This is a genomic window from Xanthomonas fragariae (assembly GCF_900183975.1).
Classification (GTDB): Bacteria; Pseudomonadota; Gammaproteobacteria; order Xanthomonadales; family Xanthomonadaceae; genus Xanthomonas; species Xanthomonas fragariae.
In genome coordinates, this window is record NZ_LT853882.1 from 233,334 (window position 1) to 251,090 (window position 17,757).

12 protein-coding genes and 4 pseudogenes are annotated in these 17,757 nt (G+C 63.5%); 15 read left to right on the forward strand and 1 reads right to left on the reverse strand.

From position 1 onward, the window contains the following. Nucleotides 1-18: 18 nt before the first annotated feature. The 11 genes and pseudogenes from PD885_RS01000 to PD885_RS01045 all read left to right on the forward strand — a co-directional run bounded on the left by PD885_RS01000 (nt 19) and on the right by PD885_RS01045 (nt 14,229). Nucleotides 19-594 carry an ankyrin repeat domain-containing protein gene (locus tag PD885_RS01000; RefSeq protein ID WP_002808462.1) on the forward strand — a complete coding sequence of 192 codons (576 nt, stop codon included), beginning with the start codon at nt 19-21 and terminating at the stop codon, nt 592-594. A 652-nt stretch (nt 595-1,246) separates the two neighbouring features. Further along, nucleotides 1,247-1,471: a hypothetical protein gene (locus PD885_RS01005; RefSeq protein ID WP_040762634.1), complete on the forward strand. Its 225-nt coding sequence runs from the start codon at nt 1,247-1,249 to the stop codon at nt 1,469-1,471. 138 nt (nt 1,472-1,609) lie between these two features. After that, nucleotides 1,610-2,408, forward strand: a protein-coding gene (locus PD885_RS01010; RefSeq protein WP_088056611.1) for an IS5 family transposase whose coding sequence is annotated in 2 segments (ribosomal slippage) — nt 1,610-1,881 and nt 1,880-2,408 — 801 coding nt in all. Because the reading frame shifts where the segments join, the coding sequence is not laid out codon by codon here. A gap of 226 nt (nt 2,409-2,634) precedes the next feature. Further along, nucleotides 2,635-3,639, forward strand: a complete 1,005-nt coding sequence (gene dusA, locus PD885_RS01015) for a tRNA dihydrouridine(20/20a) synthase DusA (RefSeq protein ID WP_002808460.1) — start codon at nt 2,635-2,637, stop codon at nt 3,637-3,639. A 339-nt stretch (nt 3,640-3,978) separates the two neighbouring features. Beyond that, complete coding sequence (locus PD885_RS01020; protein ID WP_040762633.1) at nt 3,979-4,281, forward strand: hypothetical protein; 303 nt, start codon at nt 3,979-3,981, stop codon at nt 4,279-4,281. A 71-nt stretch (nt 4,282-4,352) separates the two neighbouring features. Continuing rightward, complete coding sequence (locus tag PD885_RS01025; RefSeq protein WP_002808458.1) at nt 4,353-5,036, forward strand: response regulator transcription factor; 684 nt, start codon at nt 4,353-4,355, stop codon at nt 5,034-5,036. A 74-nt stretch (nt 5,037-5,110) separates the two neighbouring features. Beyond that, nucleotides 5,111-6,481 (forward strand): ATP-binding protein, encoded by a 1,371-nt coding sequence (locus PD885_RS01030; protein WP_108780134.1) that lies wholly within the window; start codon nt 5,111-5,113, stop codon nt 6,479-6,481. An 84-nt stretch (nt 6,482-6,565) separates the two neighbouring features. Continuing rightward, nucleotides 6,566-6,733, forward strand: a pseudogene (locus tag PD885_RS20285) (DUF1501 domain-containing protein); the annotation flags it as partial. A gap of 150 nt (nt 6,734-6,883) precedes the next feature. After that, nucleotides 6,884-8,252, forward strand: a pseudogene (locus PD885_RS01035) (IS5 family transposase). Nucleotides 8,253-8,903: 651 nt separating this feature from the next. After that, on the forward strand, nt 8,904-12,890 hold the full coding sequence (locus tag PD885_RS01040; RefSeq protein WP_002808448.1) for a non-ribosomal peptide synthetase: 3,987 nt from the start codon (nt 8,904-8,906) through the stop codon (nt 12,888-12,890). Continuing rightward, complete coding sequence (locus PD885_RS01045) at nt 12,883-14,229, forward strand: glycosyltransferase (protein WP_040762630.1); 1,347 nt, start codon at nt 12,883-12,885, stop codon at nt 14,227-14,229. The genes PD885_RS01040 and PD885_RS01045 overlap by 8 nt, the downstream gene beginning before the upstream one ends. A gap of 208 nt (nt 14,230-14,437) precedes the next feature. Here PD885_RS01045 and PD885_RS01050 read toward each other — a convergent pair whose 3' ends face one another. Beyond that, on the reverse strand, nt 14,438-15,355 hold the full coding sequence (locus tag PD885_RS01050; RefSeq protein WP_425477659.1) for a LysR substrate-binding domain-containing protein: 918 nt from the start codon (nt 15,353-15,355) through the stop codon (nt 14,438-14,440). A gap of 97 nt (nt 15,356-15,452) precedes the next feature. On the opposite strand from PD885_RS01050, the pseudogene PD885_RS01055 reads away from it, so the two are divergent. From PD885_RS01055 to PD885_RS01065, 4 genes and pseudogenes are all read left to right on the forward strand, one after another. Continuing rightward, nucleotides 15,453-15,773, forward strand: a pseudogene (locus PD885_RS01055) (carboxymuconolactone decarboxylase family protein). Between the two features lie 262 nt (nt 15,774-16,035). Further along, a complete protein-coding gene (locus PD885_RS21840) occupies nt 16,036-16,230 on the forward strand; it encodes a tautomerase family protein (protein WP_002808445.1) in 195 nt (64 codons plus the stop codon). Between the two features lie 16 nt (nt 16,231-16,246). Then, nucleotides 16,247-16,435 carry a tautomerase family protein gene (locus tag PD885_RS21845; protein ID WP_231892764.1) on the forward strand — a complete coding sequence of 63 codons (189 nt, stop codon included), beginning with the start codon at nt 16,247-16,249 and terminating at the stop codon, nt 16,433-16,435. A 149-nt stretch (nt 16,436-16,584) separates the two neighbouring features. Beyond that, nucleotides 16,585-17,712 (forward strand): annotated as a pseudogene (locus tag PD885_RS01065) (acyltransferase family protein). The last annotated feature ends 45 nt before the right edge of the window (nt 17,713-17,757 follow it).

The following is a 17,757-nucleotide window of genomic DNA, read 5'->3' on the forward strand; positions in this document are numbered from 1 at the left end:
CGTTTTCGGGAGAGCACGATGCGCACCCTGTTGTTCCTGATGCTTGGCACCCTGTCTGCGGTTGCCGATGCTGCCTCACCCGCGCCTGTACCCACCAGTGCCGCCAGCGTGGCCGCGACACCCGAGCAGATCAAGCTGCAGTTGCGCGAGTACTTCTTTGACGCTGCACGCGAAGGCCGCCAGGACATGCTGGCCGAATTCATCCGCTCGCATTACGACCTCAACACCCGCGATGAGAAGGGCTACACCGCCTTGATCCTGGCTGCGTACCACGGCCAGCGCCCGGCGGTGGAACAGCTGCTCAGCGCCGGTGCCGACCCGTGCGCGCAGGACAAGCGTGGCAATACCGCGCTGATGGGCGCGATCTTCAAGGGCGAGCCGGGCATCGCCAGGCGCCTGATGCAGGCCCACTGCGCCCCGGACCAGCGCAACAATGCCGGCCAGACCGCGGCGATGTATGCGGCGCTGTTCCAGCGCACCGATGTGCTCAAGGATCTGGCCGCCAAGGGTGCAGACCTCAGCCTCAAGGACGGGCAGGGCAACGATGTGACCAAGCTGCAACGCGGCGACTTCGCCACCACGCCAGCGCGCTGAGCGCGTCCGTGAGGCCTGGGCACCGCACGTATGCGCCTTGCAATGCTGTCACCGTCTTAAGGCTCCCTTACCGCGCGTTGCCCCAGCGTCGCCGCTGCATGTGCCGTAGCGCGTCGTGCAGCGACCTTCAACGACCTCCACGCTAGCTGCACCAGACGCGTAGCGATGACCGCAGCGCCTTTTAGTAGATGAGCCATCGCCCAGCTCACACTCATCGATAGCACCGGATCCGCGATGGGTGGGCCCGACTCTGCCAGGTAGCTAATATGCACCGGCAACCACCAGCTTACTGACGACAACATGCTTTCGCCGGTTGTCAGTTATCGGCCACGCCATATATTCCGCATCCTCGGCCTTAAGATCGGTGGTCGCCCGCTACCCGTCGAATGGGCCTCTCGGTGACCCTAAAGACACATTTTTCACGCCGCCGGTATTCCGCCACAGGTGCGTTGGAACTCAGGCGGCAGCGCTAATTTTTCTGCCGCTACGTCAGGAGTTTTCTGACGCGCAAACCTTTGTGCGCCAAGGGTTTGACATAAAACTGAGCGCGCGCTGACTTATGTGGAATTCGTTGAAAAAAAGCGCAGAAAACAGTTCAAGAAAGCGCGGGGAACGCCGATGCTGAAGCTAACGTAGCCTAGAACCCCCGACCATGAAGCTAGATCCTTCCATTCTTTTTTTAATGTCTCTGCTGGCCATGGTGCTGTGCACCGCCACTGCCGTTGCGGCGTTGATGTTCGGTCAGATGCACGTGCTGGCCACATCGTGGAGCTTTTACACGGTGATGGGCACCGCCCTGATCACGCTGGCCGCCTCGTTCCACGCCCTCGGCAAGCCGCCGAGCGTCGAAGAGCGTGTGGGTCTGCGTAACGCGTAACTGCAGGTGTCGTCCAGCCGTAGCGCCTGCGCTTTTCAAGCACTGAATGAAAGAAGCTGCGCGCGCAACAACGGCAGCGGTGATGCGATTTGCTAAGAACCTGTTCACGATCTTTCCTGATTGGTGCAGACTCTGCGGATGCGCCAAAAAACCTATCCGAGCGACATGAGCCGGGAGCGTTTCGAACACATCCTCCCGATCCTGGAACAAGCGCGCAAGCGCACCAAGCCACGCCGAGTGGATATGTATGAGGTGTGGTGCGCAGTGTTGTACGTGCTGCGAACCGGTTGCCAATGGCGAGCGCTACCCAGCGACTTTCCGAAGTGGCGGACCGTGCACGCGTACTTTGCCAAGTGGAGCGAGTGCGACGATGAAGGAGTGAGCCTGCTGGAGCGGGCGCTCAAAAAATCAGGTTGGCGTGGCCCGCCAGAAACAGGAGCGCAACATCTTCAGCAGGTTCTTGATCGTGGACGCGCAGAGCGTCAAGAACACGGACACAGCCGGGCAAAAGGGATATGACGCGGGCAAAAAGGTGTCGGGCATCAAGCGGCATATCGCTGTTGATACCCAGGGGTTGCCCCATGCCATCGCGGTGACGACGGCGGAGGTGACCGACCGCAAAGGTGCGCTGCAGGCGCTGGAGCGCTGTCAGTCAAACTTGACGCATGTACAAAGCCTGCTGTGCGACAGTGGTTACACCGGAGTACCGTTTGCCGAAGGCGTACGAGAGATTCTAGGCGAGCAGCTCACGGTGCAGATTGCCAAGCGCAGCGAACTGCACACCTTCAAGGTCATGCCCAAGCGCTGGATCGTCGAGCGCAGTTTTGCCTGGCTGGAGAAAAACCGAAGGCTGTGGAAGAACTGCGAGCGCAAACTCAACACCAGCTTGCAGTTCATCCATCTGGCCTTCTTGGCGCTTCTACTCAAAAGATCGTGAACAGGCTCTAAGACGCGCCACCAGGGGAACTCACGAGCGCGCGTCCTGCTCGCATCTGGCCAGTTGGTACACGTCGATTACGTAGCGCATCGAGCAGGTGATCACGCAGCGGGACAGGTAGCTAAGAGACTCCGTGCCGGTCACACTGCCGCAGCGTCATCGGCGCCCGTGTAAGCTGTTGATCCTGCTTCGCATTCAATAGCCGCTTACTGCGGCCGCTCTGCCGATGACTGCTTCCGCCGATCGCTACGCCACCTCACTGCGCCTGTCTGTCGCCCCGATGATGGACTGGACCGACCGGCATTGCCGGGTGTTCCATCGCCTGTTGGCGCCGTCTGCGCGCCTTTATACCGAAATGGTGCACGCCAATGCGGTGATCCACGGCGATCGCACGCGGCTGATCGGCTTCGATCCGGTCGAGCACCCGCTCGCCCTGCAATTAGGTGGCAGCGAGCCTGCCCTTCTCGCGCAGGCCGCCGCGATCGCGCAGGAATGGGGCTACGACGAGATCAATCTCAATTGCGGCTGCCCGTCCGATCGCGTGCAGGCCGGGCGCTTCGGCGCCTGCCTGATGCGCGAGCCGGCGCTGGTGGCCGACTGTGTTGCCGCCATGTGCGCGGCCACCACGCTGCCGATCACGGTCAAATGCCGCCTTGGCGTGGACGGCGATGACGACTACGCAGCGTTTGCCAACTTTGCCGACCAAGTGGTCGCGGCCGGCGCGGCCTTGGTGGTGGTGCACGCCCGTAATGCCTGGTTGAAGGGCTTGTCGCCGAAGGAAAACCGCGAAGTTCCACCGCTGCGCTACGACTGGGCTTACCGCCTCAAGCTGGAGCTGCCAAGCCTGCCGGTGGTACTCAATGGCGGCATCGCCGCCGTTGCTACCGCGCTGGCGCATCTGCGGCACACCGACGGCGTCATGCTGGGCCGCGCTGCCTACCATGATCCCTACGTGCTGCACTGTCTGGATGCAGCGTTGAACCAGCGCCCGGAACAATCGCGCGCATCATTGCTGCGCGCACTGCAGCCGTACGTGCAATCCCAGCTGGAACAGGGCCTGGCCTTGAAGCACATCACCCGGCATGTGCTGGGGCTGTTCCATGGGCAGCCGGGCGGACGGGCGTTTCGGCAAATACTGAGCGAGGGCGCACATCGCCCGGACGCTGGCTGGGAACTGGTCGAGCAGGCCTTGCAGCGCACCGACTCCCATGCCTGGCGTGTCGTTGCCTGAGCATCGGCCCGCGGCTCGCATGACCTGAACAGGTGACCGGATTACTGCGTTTGCACTAGCTATTCGCGAGCAGGCGCGTCCGGAACAGTGAGCGTGCACGGGGCCTGCGGCCTCAATTGATATTTATTTCACTGAATGGCGTTAACACGAAGCCAAAAAGTTCAGATCGGATTCACCCCGAAAAATCAAGAATTTGGCGTAATCCTGGGCCCGATCACCGCAAAACGCGTGGGCGGTTTCACGAATTTTGAATGTTGCTGAACAACCCGCTAGGATTCGTTTGTGACTCTACCGCCCTGCCGCGCTCGCCATGTTGCTCTGGTCGCCCTCTGGGTTGCCATGGCCGCGCCGCTGGCGTGGAGCCAGGGATATCCAATGCCGCAGGGTGGCCGCGAGTCGTTGCCACCGTCTGCGCGTGGAAACAGCCGCACACTGTCGGATACCATTCGGCACGTGCAGCGGTCTACCGGTGGACAGATTCTCGGAGCCGAGCGGGTGCCTTTCGACGGCGGCAATCTAAACCGGGTCAAGTACATGAAGGACGGACGCGTGCACACCGTGTACGAGTCGGAGCAGATGCAGGCCCCGCCGCCGCGTAGTTCGGCGCCACCAGACGCGCCACCACGCGACGATAACCAGTGAACGTAGATAGTTCTGCGTTCAGTCTCATAAATCCCCAGGCCATCGGCCGACAACGTAATTAGGGAGCGTGCATGCGTATTCTTTTGGTCGAAGACGAAGCTCCGCTGCGCGAGACTCTCGCCGCGCGTCTGAAGCGTGAAGGCTTTGCAGTCGACGCTGCACAGGACGGCGAAGAGGGGCTGTACATGGGCCGCGAAGTGCCATTCGACGTCGGCATCATCGACCTCGGCCTGCCCAAGATGTCGGGCATGGAGCTGATCAAGGCGCTGCGCGACGAGGGCAAGAAATTTCCGGTGCTGATTTTGACGGCGCGTTCGAGCTGGCAGGACAAGGTCGAAGGCCTCAAGCAGGGTGCCGACGATTACCTAGTCAAGCCGTTCCACGTAGAAGAGCTGCTGGCGCGCGTTAACGCGCTGTTGCGGCGTGCGGCCGGCTGGAGCAAGCCGACGTTGGAGTGTGGCCCGGTGGCACTGGATCTGGCAGCGCAGACGGTTAGCGTCAATGGTGCCAACGTCGACCTGACCAGCTACGAGTATAAGGTGCTCGAATATCTGATGATGCATGCGGGCGAGTTAGTCTCCAAGGCTGACCTGACCGAGCACATCTATCAGCAGGATTTCGATCGCGATTCGAATGTGCTGGAAGTGTTCATCGGTCGCCTGCGCAAGAAGCTCGACCCCGATGGTGAGCTCAAGCCGATCGAGACCGTACGCGGTCGCGGCTACCGCTTCGCCATCCCGCGCACCGAAGGCTGACTCTGCGCGTCGGCAAACAGGAAGGCAGGGTGGCGGTGCGCTCCAAGTGGTATAAACGCTGGCGTCCGCGATCCCTGCAGGCCCGCCAGCTACTTGCCGCGAGCCTCAGTCTTGTGGCCTTCCTGGCGCTGGCAGGCTACGCGCTGGATGTGGCGTTTGCGGACACCGCAGAAAAGAACCTGCGCGAGCGGCTGAAGAACTACGCCTCGGCGTACGCCGCCAATATCGATTTCGTGCGCGACGGCTCGCTGTATATCGGTGGACAACCGCCCGATCCGCGTTTCGACGTCCCCGGTGGCGGGCTGTATGTCGAGGTGGTGCGCCCGGACGAAAGCTGGACCTCGATGTCGGCTGAAGGCCCGAACATTCCGCACGGGCGCATGCTTGAGCCGCGCCAGGAAGAGTTTATCGGTCCGTTGGAAATGACCCAGATCGACGGCAGCCTGGGCCAGCTCTATCGCTACGGCCTGGGCGTGAGCTATGTCGAACGCGAACACGGCGGCGAGATCCCGTACACCATCTATGTAATGGAAGACGCGCGTTCGATGGGCGCGCAGCTGCGCGTGTTCCGTGGCGCGGTGTGGTTTTATCTCGGCAGCGCCGGAGTGGTGCTGCTGGTGCTGCAGGCCTTCATTCTGCAGTGGAGCCTGCGTCCGTTGCGGCGGGTCATCAACGAGTTGACCAAGGTGCAACGCGGCGAAATCCAGCGCATGAGCGAGCAGCATCCGCGCGAACTGGAACCACTGACCGAGAGCATCAACGCCTTCATCGAAAGTGAGCGCGATAACCTGGATCGCCAGCGCAACACTCTGGCCGATCTGGCGCATAGCCTCAAGACGCCGATCGCGGTGCTGCGTACGCAACTGGATAGCGGTTCGTCCGAGCGCGATCTGCACGACGAAATGGACGTGCAACTGCGCCGCATGAACGATCTGGTGTCCTACCAACTCGCACGTGCCGCTTCGAGTGGTCACAAGCTGTTCGCCGCGCCGTTGCCGATCGAACCGACCGCCGAAGAAATCGTACGTGGGTTGGAAAAGGTGTATTCGGTCAAAGGCGTGCTGTGCGAATTCGATATCTCGCCCGATGCGCGTTTTCACGGTGAGCCGGGCGATCTGCAGGAGCTGCTCGGCAACCTGCTGGAAAACGGCTTCAAATGGGCGCGCAGCCGCGTACTGTTGACCGCGCAGCCGGGCCCGACCACCGGCAACCGTCGCGCTGGCCTGATCCTGTCGGTGGAAGACGACGGCCCTGGCATCGCGCCGGAAGATGTGGCAAAGATTCTGCAACGTGGCGTGCGCGGCGATGAGCGCGTGCAAGGCCACGGCATCGGCATGTCGATTGTGCAGGACCTGATCAAGGCTTACCGCGGCGAACTGCAGGTGGTGCGCTCGCAGGAACTGGGCGGCGCCCGCTTCAACGTCACCCTGCCGCCGGGACTGTGACCGTTATGCGTGGCCCGATGAACCAGTGGCCACTGTCGCCTCGGGTTCCGACAACCGTTTACCGCCTCACGTGTTGGCCTGATTGACGTTGCAGTCGAACAAGCGCAGCGGCTGAAGAATCGCGATTACCCGGTGCTCACCAATTACCGCGGCCTGTTCGGTGGGCTGCTGAGTCGATTATGGGGATTGTCGCCAGTGCAATTGGAGCGGGTATTTCCGGGGGACAAGCCGCGCGATCCTGGGTTGGTTTGAAGATGTGCAGTGAAGTGATGTAGATCGATAGCCAGTCGCCCCTGAAAAACCCCAACCACCCAACGACCGCAAGGCCTTGATGTCTGCACCGGCGTGCCAAAACTACCGGTGTTCGCTACGCTGAAGGCTGGTTTCTGGCAATTTTCAGTCATGCGTACACGCCGTCCTGCTGCCGAGCACATGCCTGCCGACGAGTTGTTTCGTTCGCGGCTGGAGAACCAGATCGATCTGCGTCATCCGCTGGCGCGGCTGAGCCAACGGATGCCGTGGACGGCGTTGGAGCAAGCACTTTCATCGCGCTTGCCGGCCACCCAGGCCGGTGGCGGTCGGCCGGCATTGCCGGTGCGGCTGATTGCCGGTTTGCTCTACCTCAAACACGCCTACGACCTGTCCGATGAAGCGGTGTGCGAGCGTTGGCTGGAGAATCCGTACTGGCAGTTCTTCACCGGTGAGGTCGTGTTCCAGACGCGCTTGCCGAGCGATGCCAGCTCGCTGACGCGCTGGCGGCAGCGCCTGGGTGAGGCCGGGATGGAAGAGCTGCTGGCGCACACCATCAACGCCGCGCATGCGATGCAGGCGGTGGACGCACGCGAGTTGTCGCGGGTGATCGTGGACACCACGGTGCAGGAAAAGGCGATCGCCTATCCGACCGACAGCCGTTTGCTGGAGGTGGCACGCAAGAAGCTGGTGTTACTGGCCAAGCGGCACGGCATCGGATTGCGGCAGAGCTACGCGCGGCAAGGCCCGGCCCTGAGCCGCAAGGCAGGTCGGTATGCGCATGCGCGCCAGTTCAAGCGCATGCAGCGCGTGCTGCGACGTCAACGCACAGTGCTGGGACGGCTCGTGCGCGACATCCAACGCAAACTCGATCAGGTAAACACCGGCGTGCGCGAGCGCATCGCTGTCTGGCTGGAACGTGCGCAACGGCTGTACACGCAGCGTCCGAAGGACAAACAAAAACTGTACGCATTGCATGCCCCGGAAGTGGAATGCATCGGCAAGGGCAAGGCGCGTCAAGCGTACGAATTTGGCGTCAAGGTCGGCATTGCAGTCACCGCCTGCAAGGGATTGGTCGTGGGTGCGCGCAGCTTCCCGGGCAACCCGTACGACGGCGATACCTTGGCCGAGCAGCTGGAGCAGACACGCGGGTTGCTGCAGGATGTGAGCGTAGAACCGACGGTGGCGATCGTGGACCTGGGCGATCGCGGGCGCGAGGTCGATGGCGTGCAGGTCCCTGCATCGCGGCAAGGCCAAGACGCTGACGCGACGGCAATGGCGCTGGATCAAGCGACGGCAGGCGGTGGAGCCGGTGATCGGACATCTGAAAGACGACTGCAGGTTGCGTCGCTGCAGGCTAAAAGGTGCCCAAGGCGATGCGCTGCACGTGCTCGGCTGCGCCGCCGGCTACAACCTGCGCTGGCTGCTGCGCTGGATCGCGTTTTTGCGTGCCTGGATGCGGGCGATGAGATGGTCATCCTTGAGCACCGTGCCGCTGTCACCGACGGCACTTGGCGCTTGAAGGGGATTTTTCAGGGACGACTAGATAAAAGCCAAAAATTCCGCAGACGTACGAAATACAAAACACAAACGCGTGATCGTTGAATTGAGTGCGCTAATTCTGCCGGTAATGGCGGGCTCATGTGGCGGTTTTCGCAATAACGCGCGCATGTTAATGGTGGGTGAGGCAGTGGTGTTGTCTGCTGCATGCTTTACCTTGTAGTCGCAGCATCTATGCAATCATTTGCGTGTTAATTCACTGGCTTTCCGTTCGCCTTTCCGCGCTCTATCGGATGCTTCACAGAATCTGCAATGACGCATGCCACAATAAGGCTAATTGAAATCACACTTCTGAGGTAAATTTTGCACGTGACGTGCAAATCGTGATTTCCGCACGGTTCACCATGGCTGCCGATCGTTAGTGTTCTATTTACTTGGCGGAACACAATTTGTTTCAAAAAAAACGCTGCACACCATTTGCATCTATTGTTGCGTGTCGCCTCGTTTTGCGTCTCCATTGTGCGTTACCACCGTGTATTGCCGGCATCCGCTGGCGGTCGACGGTGTTTATTGCCCGCGTTTCAAAGCTAGGTGCTGATCCGGCGTCTCAACTGACCGCATCGCGGTCAAGGCGCGACGACGGACTGCGCGCCACACAAGAAGGATGCACGCAATGCACACTGACGCCTCTCCCGTGTTTCCCCTGACCAAGGCCCAACGCGGCCTGTGGGTTGGTAGCAAGCTTTATACCGATAACACCTTGATGTTGTCGGAAGCGCTGGAATTATTCGGCCCGCTCGATCCGCACGTGTTGCTGCGTTCCAGCCTGCGGGTCACACGCGAGTTAGACACATTGCGCCTGTGCATCGCCGAGCAGGGCGGAATGCCTGTGCAGGTTGTCTTGCCTGAGTATCCTGGCACGATGCCCTACTTCAACGTGGCCGATGATCCGACGCCGCTTAACGCGGCCGAGCACTGGATAGACGAACAGATCCGCAAGCCTGAGGATTTGCTCAACGGCCCGCTTTGGCACTGCGCATTGTTCCGTCTTGGGGAGGACCATCATCTGTGGGTGCAATACATGAGCCACTTGGTGATGGATGGCTACACTACGGCTATGGTGGCGCAGCGCTTGGCGGTGCTTTACAGTGCCGACCTTGCCGGGACTGAGCCAGATGCTGCCGATTATGCCAGTGCGACTGAATTGGTTGCCTTGGAGCAGCAGTATCGCGACTCGGATCGCTATCAGCGCGATGGTGCGTATTGGATGCAGCAACTTGCCGATCTGCCACCGCCTGCAACCCTTGCACGGCTGAGCAATTATGAAATGGCCGGCTCGTTGCGCGGGACTGGGGAGTTCTCTGCGCGCCAGATGCTGGAATTGCGTGGGTTAGGCAAGCGCTACGCCGTCAGCTTGCCGCAGATGCTGATTGCGTTAGTGGCTGCGTACTACTACCGCAATACCGGAGCCGAAGACCTGGTATTTGCGATGCCGGTGAGCGCGCGTATCAATGCGCGTTATCGGAAAACACCAGGAATGGTGGCCAATGTGGTCTACATCCGCTTGAAGATGCAGCCAGAGCAGCCGATTTACGCACTGTTCACGCAGGTCTCTTCGGTGGTCAAGCATGCATTGCGCCATCAGCAATACCGTTTCGAGGATGTGCGTCGCGACATGGGAATTTTCGGTGGAGAGCAGAAGATTGCGCGTCTTGCAGTCAATATCGAGGCCTTCGACTACACCTTGCGCTTCGGCGATGCGTACGCGGTGCCGCATAACCTATCCAACGGCCCTGCCGATGACCTGACCATTTTCTGCTATGAGCGTGGCGATGGCGCTGCGCTGCGCTTCGATCTGGATGCCAATCCGGCGTTGTACGACAGCGACGAGCTGGCCGAACACTGCCGCCGTCTGACCCATCTGGCCGATGCGGTGCTGGCCGATCCAGAATGCGCACTAGGCGAGGTCGACGTACTGGGCGATGCGGAACGTCAGCGTCTGCTGTACACCTGGAACAACACCGCTGGGCCGTTGCCGGAACCGGCCACGCTGTTGCACGGCATGCTGGAGCGCGCCGAGCTGATGCCGGCTGCAGTGGTGGTGCAATACGACAACCGTACGCTGGATTACGACACCCTGTGCGAACTGGCCTCGCGCATCGCCGCGCAATGGGTGGCCGATGGCGTACGCCCCGGCGATGTGGTCGCGATCGCGTTGCCGCGCAGCGAGCAATTGCTGGTGGCGTTGCTGGCGGTGATGTGGAGCGGGGCGGCGTATCTGCCGCTGGACCCGGAGAGCCCGGCAGCACGCAACCGGCATATGCTCAGCGATTCCGGTGCCATTGCGCTGGTGTGCGAGCCGGCATTGTGCGAGCGCTATCTGCTCGGCGGCATGGTCTGGCTGGATCCGCGTCCGGCAGTGTTGCCGGCGGCGATCGCGCCGCTCGCCACCCCCGACGGCACCGCCTACGTGTTGTACACCTCCGGTTCGACCGGCGCGCCCAAGGGCGTGGAGATCAGCCATCGCAACCTGTTCAACTTTCTGCATGCGATGGCCCAAGAGCTGGCGCTGCGGCCGCGCGACCGCGTGTTGGCGGTCACCACCATCACCTTCGATATCGCCGGGCTGGAGTTGTATCTGCCGTTGCTGGTGGGCGCGCGCGTAGTCATCGCGCCAGCGGGCATCACCCATGATCCACCTAGCCTGTCGCGTTTGATCGCACATGAGAAGATAAGCGTGGTGCAGGCCACCCCGTCGCTGTGGCGCATCCTGCTCGCTAACCAGAATCTGGCGCTGGACAGCATCCACGCGTTGGTCGGCGGCGAAGTCCTGGTGCCGAAACTGGCGGCCCAGTTGCTGAGCCGGGCAGGGCGCCTGACCCAGTTGTACGGGCCGACCGAAACCACGATCTGGTCGACCATTATGCCGTTGCAGCTGACCGATGCGGCGGCACCGCCGATCGGCAGGCCGCTGCTCAACACGCGCGTCTACGTGCTCGATGCGCAGCTGCAACCGTTGCCGACAGGCGCGGTAGGCGAGTTGTACATCGGCGGCGCAGGCGTGGCCAAGGGCTATCGCGGCAAGCGCCAGCTCACCAGCGAACGCTTCCTGCGCGACCCGTTCGCGGGCGACGGCAGCAGCATGTACCGCACTGGCGACCGCGTGCGTCAGCGCAGCGACGGGCTGTTGGAATTCATCGGCCGCGCAGATGCGCAATTGAAGATCCGCGGCCACCGCGTGGAGCCGGCCGAAATCGAGAACGCCCTGTTGCAGCATTCGCAGGTGGCGCAGGCGGTGGTGGTCGGCCACAGCGATGGCGACAACAACGCGCTGCAGCTGGTGGCGTACGTGGTGGGCAAGCACGGCAACACGCCATCGACCGAGCTGCTGCGCGCGCATCTGCAGCAGCACCTGCCGGCGTCGACGATTCCCACTTTGTGGGTGCCGTTGCCGGCCTTGCCGTTGACATCCAATGGCAAATTGGATCGCCGCGCATTACCGGCACCGGGCGCCTTGCCGCGCCGTGCGCGCGTTGCCCCGCGCGATGCACTCGAACACCAACTGGCCGCGCTGTTGCAGGAGATGTTGGGCATCGAGGTGGTGGGCGTGGACGACAACTTCTTCGACCTCGGCGGCGACTCGCTGCATGCAGCGCAAATGATTGCGCGTTTCCCGCAGATTTTCGGTGTCGAACTGCCGCTGGGCACGCTGTTCAACGCCCCGACCATTGCTGGCCTGGCCGAGGCGATCAAGCACAGGACGCAGGTCACTAACGATCCATTGAGCGTGCTGCTGCAACTGCGTGCAGGCACTGCCGGCACCACGCCGCTGTTCTGCATCCATCCGGTGTTCGGCCTGGGCTGGTCGTATCTCACCTTGCTCGGCCAGCTGGACCCGCAGTGGCCGGTGTATGCGCTGCAGTCGCCCGCCTTGAGCGACTCGCAGCATCGCCCGGAGAGCATCGAGGCGATCGCCCGCGATTACCTGGCGCGCCTGCGCACGGTGCAGCCGCATGGGCCGTATCGGTTGATCGGCTGGTCGCTGGGCGGCCTGATCGCCCACGCCATCACTGCCGAACTGCATGCGCTTGGCGAAGAAGTCGAACTGCTGGCGATGCTCGACAGCTACCCGTATCTGGAACAGGCCGCGTCGCTGCCGGAGGCCGAAAGCGTGCGCGCCTCGGTGCATGCGCTGGGCCTGACCCTGGCCCACGACCAACCGATGCCGACCACGGTGGCCGAGCTGGCCAGCCTGCTGTGCGATCACTATGGGCTGACCGACGTGCCGGCGGTGCGCCAGCTGCTCGAGCAACGCCCCACGCTGCTGGAAGATATGGGTGAGGCCACCCAACATCACCTGCAGCTGGCACGGGGTCACCGGCCCAAACCGCTGGATCAGGATGTGTTGTTCGTCGAAGCGGGCGTGCGCATGACCTCCGGCGGAGACGAGGCGGTGTGGGTGGACTACCGGCCGCAGGCTTGGTCCCCATACGTGCGCAACCTGCACTTACACGCCCTGGACTGCGACCACCATTCGATGCTCTCGCCCGCGCACTCGGCCACGCTCAGTACGTTGCTGCATGCAGCTACCGCGCAAGCCCGGCAACAACGCAACGGCAGCATCGCCACAGCCAGCGACGGGGTGGCCGAATATGCCTGAGTCCATCTCCAGCCCGTCACCCAACCGCCCGGTGGTGATTGCCGTCCTGGGCACACAAGGCGATGTGCGGCCGATCGTCGCCTTGGGCCGCGGCCTGCAGGAGCGCGGGTATCCGGTGCGGGTACTGACCAGCAGCAATTTCGAAGCGCTGATCCGCGCCAACGGGCTGGAATTTTTTCCCCTCAGCGGCGATCACTGGAAACTGCTGCAGGGCAATCCGGAAGTGGCCAATATGCATGGTTCCCGGCGGGCAGTCTGGAATATCTGGCGCACGCACTTGCTGATGTGGGCGCGCGACTGGGCCGCGCAGGGCCGTGCAGCCTGCGCGGATGCAGGGTTGATTGTCGGCGTAGGCAGTGTGAGTTTCCTGGCGCATAGCCTGGGTCAGGCCTATGGCGTGCCGATGGTGTTCGCGCATTTGCAGCCGCTAACTGTCTCGCGCCATCTGCCATCGATGGTGGCACCCAACCTGCGCCTGCCCGGACTGGTAAGCGCGGCCTTGCAGCACATGGCCCGCTTTGCCTGCTGGTATCTGATACGTCCAGTGCTCAACGAGCTCGTGCGCCCGGCACTTGGCTTAACGGCATATCCGTGGAATGGCCCCGATCGCAGCGCGATGCGGGTGCTGTACGGCTACAGCGCGCACTTATGCCCGCGTCCGCCGGATTGGCCGAAGAGCGTACAGATCTGCGGCTTCTGGCAACTGCCGCAGCCGCAGTGGCAACCGCCGGCTGCGTTGCAGGCGTTCCTGAAGGCCGGGCCGCCGCCGCTGTATATCGGCTTCGGCAGCATGACCAGCAGCGATTCGGCGCAGCTCACTGCAACAGTCAAGGCAGCGGTGCGTTTGACCGGTCAACGTGCGTTGCTGGCCAGTGGCTGGGGCGGCCTGGCGGCCGGAGAGGCCGCTGCCGACGACGACGCGGAGCGTTTCTTCCACCTGGAACAGGCGCCGCATGACTGGTTGTTTCCGCGCGTGGCCGCGGCCGTGCATCACGGCGGTGCCGGCACCACCGGTGCGGCGCTGGTGGCGGGTGTTCCATCGGTGGTGCTGCCGTTTGGCTACGACCAACCGTTCTGGGCGCATTGCCTGGCCCAGCGCGGCGTCGCGCCCCCGGCGCTTGAAAGGGCGGGGCTGCAGCCGGAAACCTTGGCCGATGCCATGCGCCAGGCCAGCGCGCCGGCCATGCGTGCAGCGGCACGCGCGCTGGGCCAGCGCATCGCCGAGGAAGACGGGGTGAGCCGGGCGGTGGATCAACTGGAAGCCTGGCGCTTGCTGGAGCCGGCCGTGGCGGTGACGCCGGTCGCACGGATCGAGCAGCACGCCATCGCGATGGGATGAGCTGTGCTGGCGGCCCGCTGCGTCGATGCGCGAGTGGTCGCAGCACCTCAGTGGCGCATGCAGACCAACAGCGGGGTCTGCGCGGCGGGCTAACTGCCGCGCAGACCGCCTGTGAGCCATTAGTCATCAGCCATTAGCCAGCAATCGTTATTCGGGATCGCGCTGAGAGGCGCCTGCGGCGAGGCGACCGGCCTGCTGGGCGCTGCCGCTACGTCGATTCGGCGTAGGCCGCATGCGCCTCGTGCAGGCGCTGGCCGAGGATCTCCGCCAGCCGTGCCACCGCGGGTGCAGGAATGGCCTCGGCGCGATGCAGGCTCAGCCCCAGCGCGGGCAGCGTCGGCAAGCCGGCATGCCTGTGCGGCAGCAATATCAGCGCGTCGGGCAGACCGGCCGGGGTGCGCAGGGTCAGTCCCAGTCCTGCGCTCACCGTAGCCCAGATGCCGGCCAGGCTGGTGCTGGTGAAGGCGATGCGCCAGGGGATGCCGGCGCGGTCCAGCGCGGTGGTCGCAACAGTGCGCAGCAGACAGGGCGCGTCCAGCATCACCAGCGGCAAGGGGGTCTTGCCCGTCCATTCCAGCGGCTCCAGTGCAGGCGCAGCGGCAGCGGCGATCCAGTGGACCGGCCACGATGGCTGGGAGCGTGAGTGCGCCGATGCGATGCCGGCGTCCCATGCCAGCGCCAGATCCAGCTGGCCGGTGCCGACCCGTTCCAGCAGGTCCTGATGGCGTGCCAGGCGCACGTCGATCTGGGCCCTGGGGTGGGCCCTGGCGAAGCGCCCGAGGACATCGGGCAGCATGCGTTCGCCGAAATCCTCCTGCAGCCCCAGTCGCACCGTTCCCTCCAGCGCGCGGCCATGCAACGCGAGCGCCGCCTCGTCATTGAGCGCCAGCAGGCGACGGGCGTAAGCCAGCAGCGTCTCGCCGGCCTCGGTCAGGGCCAACCCGCGTCCTTGCCTGCGCAGCAGCACCTGGCCGGCCTGATCTTCGAGCTTCTTCAGTTGCGCACTGATGGCCGACGTGGAGCGGCCATGGCGCTCGGCTGCCTTGGCGAAGCTGCCCCAACTCCATGCCGGCCACAAAGCTGCGCAGCGCATCGAGGTCGTAGGTGACGCGGCGCATCGGATCATCCTGTTTTTGCGAATGGTCGGTTCGATTGTTTCCGATTTTAAGAACCATCATCGGTCGCTAGGCTTACACGGTCAATCCAGCGCAGTGAGCCCCCAGATGTCCGATTCCCCCGCACCTGGGCTGGCCCAGTTCGGCGACATCGCGCCGAAATTCGCCCAGCTCACCGATGAGGTGCTGTTCGCCGATCTCTGGCAGCGCGCCGGCCTGTCGCCGCGCGAGCGCAGCCTGGCCACGGTGGCGGCACTGGTCGCGCTGTCGCGGCTGGAATAACTGCCGTTCCATCTGCGCCGCGCCTTGGACAACGGGCTGAAGCGCGAGGAACTGGCCGAGACGATCACCCACCTGGCGTTCTACGCCGGCTGGCCGTGCGCCGCCTCGGCGTTGACGCTGTTGCGTGCAGCTGCGCCGTCGGCATGAGCGTTGACCGACGTTGCCCGAGCGCGTCGAACCGCACGACACGCCGCACGTCGTGGGCCCCTGTTCGGCCGCCGCGCAGTCGGTGTTTCTCAACGCCCCAAGCGCGGTCCACATGACGTCGCGCGCACGCGTCAGCCGGGTGCGCAAGACGCATCAACCGCGGTGTTTGAGCGGTCGCTGCCGCGCCGGGCACCGGTCGCCTGACGGTGAGCGCAGTCGTGCCTCGCTCTCAACCCAACCGATTTCCACCAGGAGAATTCCTATGCCGTATGCCCGCATCTCGCTGCACCTTGGTCGCCCGCCCGCGTATCTGCACGCGTTGTCCGACAGCCTCTATCAGGCCATGCACGCAGTGTTCGAAGTGCCGGCCGGCGACTGCTTTCAGGTCATCCACCAGCTCGATCCGGGTGAGCTGATCTTCGACCGTCATTACCTGGGGCGGGCCACGCTCCGATAAGTTCGTTCTGATCCACATCACTGCCGGACGGCCGCGCGATGCGGCTACCAAGCGCGCGTTCTATGCCGACCTGGTCGCACGGTTGGCGAACGCGCCCGGCATTGCGCCGGAAGACGTCATGGTGGTCATCACCACCACTGACGCGCAGGACTGGTCGTTCGGCGGCGGGCGCGCCGGCATTACCGCTGCGGCAGCCGATGCCTGATCGCCAGGGAGAGGGCCTGCGCTGGCCGGTGACTTCGGGATAGCCGGCCGCCATGACGTCAGCAACGGCGCGTTGCAGTCAGCGACTCGGGGCGTCGCTGCATCGATGGCATACGGCACAATCAGGCTCACCGGACTCGCCTCGCCCGTATGCGCTATCCCGCCCTCGATCTGCTGCGTGGCATCGCCATTGTCTGGGTGATGCTGTTCCATTCGTTCGTGGTCGGCGGCCTGGGGCCGGAGTGGGCGTAGCTGTCGCGCTGTGGCTGGATGGGCGTGGACCTGTTCTTCGTGCTCAGCGGCTTCTTGATCGGCACCCAGGTGCTGACGCAGCTGGTGCGCGGGCAACGCCTGGACTTCAAGGATTTTTATCTGCGCCGCGCATTTCGCATCCTGCCGGCATTTTTGGTGGTGCTGCTGGTTTACATGGTGTGGCCGGATGTTCGCGAAGCGCCCGGGCTGGCGCCGTGGTGGATGTTCGTCACCTTCAGCCTGAATCTGTTTGTCGACTACACCCGGCACGCCGCGTTCTCGCACGCCTGGTCGCTGTGCGTGGAAGAGCATTTCTATCTGGTGTTTCCGCTGCTGGCGACGCTGCTGTTGCGGCGTCCGTCGGCCGCGCGGTTTGTCGCGCTCTGTGTGTTGGTGGTGGTCGCAGGCATTGCGCTGCGTGCCGGCATCTGGCTGCACAACACCGCATTGGAGAGCGCTGGCGCCGGGCTGCAGCGCAACTGGTTTATCGAAGACATTTATTACCCGACCTGGAACCGTCTCGACGGTTTGCTGGCCGGTGTCGTGCTGGCAGTGCTCAAGGTCTTTCGCCCGCCCACGTGGCAACGGCTGCAGCAGCACGGCAATGCTTTCCTGCTTGCCGGCGCGGCGATGCTTGCGCTGGCCCTGTGGCTGTTTCGCGAACGCACCGGCCTGATGGGCACTGCAGTGGGCTGGCCGGTGCTGTCGCTGGGGCTCGCCCTGCTGGTGCTTGCAGGCACCGCGACCACCGGCATGCTTGTGCGGCTCAGGGTGCCAGGTGCCGCCTGGCTGGCGGCGATTTCCTACAGCTTGTATCTGACCCACAAGACGGTGTTCCATCTCACCCAGAGCTGGTTCGGCCCGGCGCTGGACGGCCGTGGCGTGCTGGCATTCGCGCTGTATGGCGTGCTGGCGGTACTGGGCGTGGCGCTATTGCATTACGCGGTGGAGCGGCCGTTTCTACAGCTGCGCGACAGGGTGCGACGCCGCCGCACGCCGTCTGTGGCTGCCACCGAATCGGCTTGAGCGGCGATCAAACTACTGCGCTCACAGCAGGCGGGCGCGGCCGCT